Raw genomic sequence first — 3125 nt, 5'->3', positions numbered from 1 at the left:
AGCGACGTCGAGCCGAAGAGCGGCACCCCGGTCGGGGCTGCCGTCGCCGCGGTCGAGGTCTGCGGCAGCGCCGCGGCCAACTGGCTGCCGATCGCGGTGCCGGCGGCACGGGTCGCGGCGGCCGCTTGGGCGCCGCGACCGGCCGGGTCGGTGGTGGGCGGCGGTTCGCTGAAGCGGTCGAGCGCGACCGTCGACGACGACGTACCCGCGTAGCTGTACATCGCGGTCGCGTCTTGGGCCCACATCTCCGCGTAGTGCGCTTCGGTGGCGGCGATCGCCGCGATGTTCTGTCCGAAGAAATTGGTGGCGATCAGGGTCATCAACAATGTGCGATTGGCCGCGACCACCGGCGGCGGCACCGTCAGCGCGTACGCCGCTTCGTACGCGCCCGCGGCCGCCTCCGCCTGGATCGCGGCGCGTTCGGCTTGTGCGGCGGTGGTCTGCAGCCATGCCACATAGGGTGCGGCCGCGGCCGCCATCGCTGCCGCTGACGGGCCCGACCACGCCTGGTCGGTCAACTCGGCGAGCACCGCGGCGTAGCCGGCGGCGGCCGACTCCAACTCCGCGAACAGCGCGTGCCACGCCGCCGCGGCCGCCAGTAACGGTCCCGATCCAGGACCGGTGTACATGCGGCCGGAGTTGATCTCCGGCGGCAGCACTGCATAGTCCAGCATCAGCGCCCCTCTACCGGGCGTCCCGGGTGACGGCGGCTACCGTGACGACGTCTGCGGCACGGGGTCCGATCGCCGGGCGGGATGCCGGAGCCCGCCGCTCGCCTGCATAGGACATGAATGTGACCACCACGGCTACTTCCTTGTTCCTACCGTATTTCGATAGAGGCCATCAGCCGGTCGCGGCGCTTCATGGCGAGCCTCATCGCCGCTTGCGAGCCTACCTACCGTTCGCGTACCAGACCCGGACACGGCGCTGAAAGTCGACTGGAAACATGCTGTGCGTCGGTCCGCCGCGGGTGCATGTTACCGGCCGGGTCCCGGCCACCCCCGGGCACTCCCTACACCCGCGGCAGAACCGATTTGCCTCCTTTGACGTGTACGGCGTGGATGCCCGGTTTGTACCGGAGTTCGGCCAGCAGAGCGTCGACGTGTTCGGGGTCGGTGTGCCAGTGCTGCACGCTCTCCGGTTTCTCCGCCATCTCGGCCACTAGGCGTTGCAGGTTCTGCGGCGATTCACCGTCTTTGAGCCGTCGCTGTCTCTCCGTCGAGGATCGGCCGGCGCCGGCCATGGCACGGGGAGACGCGGCGCCGAGCGCTCCTCCCGCCACACCCGCCGTCACCGCTGCGGTCAACAGGCTGCCCTGGCTGACCGTAGCCGCCGAGACGGTGCCGTCCAGGTTGCCCGACAGCACCGCCGCGGCCGTCTTGATCGCCGGAGTGGCGGCGGCCCAACTCGGCGGAACCGCCATGGCACCCACGAATCCGGCCTGCCCCACACTCGCCGACACGGCCGGAGCCGCTCCGACCAGCGATATCGCGTGGCCGGCGTCGGCGACCAGACTCATTCCCGCCGCGCTGCCTGCTCCGACAACGATGTCGGTGAGGCGCCGTGCCCCGATCGTCAAGCCCAGGATGATGTTGACCAGCACGTCCACCGCCGGGATCAGCGTTCTCGACGGTAACTCGACGTCGGCGGCGATCGTCGTCAACGGCGAGGAGTTGATGCTGTTGAGCAGGCTCGTCAGTGGGTTCGCGGCAGCGGTCGACGGCGCTGCGAGGCTGTGCAGCGCGGCTGGAGTCGCCGATGTCAGCTGCGCCAACGCCGACTGGGTGTTGGTACCGGCCGACGTGCCGACGGCCTGCGCGACCGCGGCGGCTTGGTTCGCCGCTCCAGCCTGGTTGGTGGTGTTCGTCGGTGGGCTGAACGGCGTGAGGGTGGAAGCGGCCGCGGCTTGACCGGCGTAGCGGTACATGGCGGCAGCATCCTGGGCCCACATCCCGGCGTACTCGGCTTCATTCGCGGCGATCGCCGCGGTGTTCTGGCCGATAATGTTGGTCGAGGTCAGCAGGGCCAGTTCGGCACGGTTTTCGGCGATCACCGGCGGGGGCACCACGGTCGCCCGCGCGGTCCCATACGCGGCCGCTGCCGCTCTGGCCCGGTTCGCGGTCTCTTCGGCACCGGCGGCGGTGCTGAGCAGCCACGTCACGTACGGTGCGGCCGCCGTCGCCATCCGTGTCGACGACAGGCCCAACCACCCCGCGGTGAGCGTCGAGATCACCGAGTGGTACCCGGATGCCGCCGCGCGTAGCTCTGCCACCAGGCCGTCCCACCCGGTGGCGGCGGCCAACAGTGGCCCCGATCCCGGACCGGCGTACATGCGGGCGGAGTTGACCTCGGGTGGCAGAGTTGCGTAATCCATCACCAGCCTTCTCGGGCGGTCTGTCGGCGTTGCGCTGCCGGGTTGGCCTGGTGACCGCCACCGTCGTGCACGTCAACGGCGGCGTGACTGACAGGGTTCCTCGCGCCGGTCGTCATTCGTCGACCTCCGGGATCACGTCAGCCTCCGGGATCACGAAGATGTTCGACGTGGTGGCGATCTCCCGCAGCGCGGGAGGATCACTTCGCGGGTTCCCGGATTCGGCGGCGCTGCCCCTGACCCCGGCCACCGCCCGCCCGGCGAGGCTCGACAGGGCCATGTTGCCGAAGAGGCCGCCGTCAGCGTCTGCGGCAAGGGCCGCCGGAGCGGCCGCGCTACTTTGGGTTACCGCCGCGGCGGCCGCCTTGACTTCCGGTGCGGTCGTCACCCAACTCGGGGGCACGGCAAGCCCGCCGACCAGACCGGCGCGGCCGACCCCGGCGGAGACCGCAGCGACGTTGGCCGAGCCGACCAACCGGGTTCCCGAACCGAGACCGGCCTCCAACAGCCCGCTGTCGCCCCCGGCTGGCAGCGCGGCCATCTGTTCGGCCGCCCTGGTCAGGTTCGCGGCGGACTGCACGGTCAGATAGCTCTGCACGCCCAAGAGTTCGGGCACGATCGGGACCGCGGCCAGCGACACCGGTGTCAACGGCCCGGTGATGAAGGTGTTCAACGCCGACAGCAGAGAGGGCGCGTCGGCCGCGGCGGCCGGGGCCGCGGCCGACGCCGTGCCGGCCAGGCTATGCAGAGCCTG

General features: G+C 70.8%; 3 protein-coding genes and 1 riboswitch. All 3 genes read right to left on the bottom strand.

Features of this window, described 5'->3' with window-relative positions:
- Positions 1 to 674 (bottom strand): PPE family protein (locus tag AC2VNT_RS16080; protein WP_486947802.1); only part of this gene is annotated, 674 nt, incomplete at its 3' end.
- Between the two features lie 153 nt (positions 675 to 827).
- A riboswitch (Fluoride riboswitch) is annotated at positions 828 to 890 on the bottom strand.
- 122 nt (positions 891 to 1012) lie between these two features.
- Entirely contained in the window at positions 1013 to 2374 is a 1362-nt protein-coding gene (locus AC2VNT_RS16075) for a PPE family protein (protein WP_486947801.1), read from the bottom strand.
- A gap of 112 nt (positions 2375 to 2486) precedes the next feature.
- The coding region (locus tag AC2VNT_RS16070) for a PPE family protein, SVP subgroup (protein ID WP_486947800.1) at positions 2487 to 3125 on the bottom strand (639 nt) is incomplete at its 5' end.

It is taken from the genome of Mycobacterium sp. TH-M15, assembly GCF_057473705.1.
Note: the sequence above shows the minus strand (reverse complement) of the source record. Positions and strands in the feature narration are given on the sequence as shown.

Excerpts from the sequence above, each read along its gene's own strand:
- AC2VNT_RS16075 (WP_486947801.1), bottom strand. The coding sequence starts at position 2,374 with ATGGATTACGCAACTCTGCCACCCGAGGTCAACTCCGCCCGCATGTAC.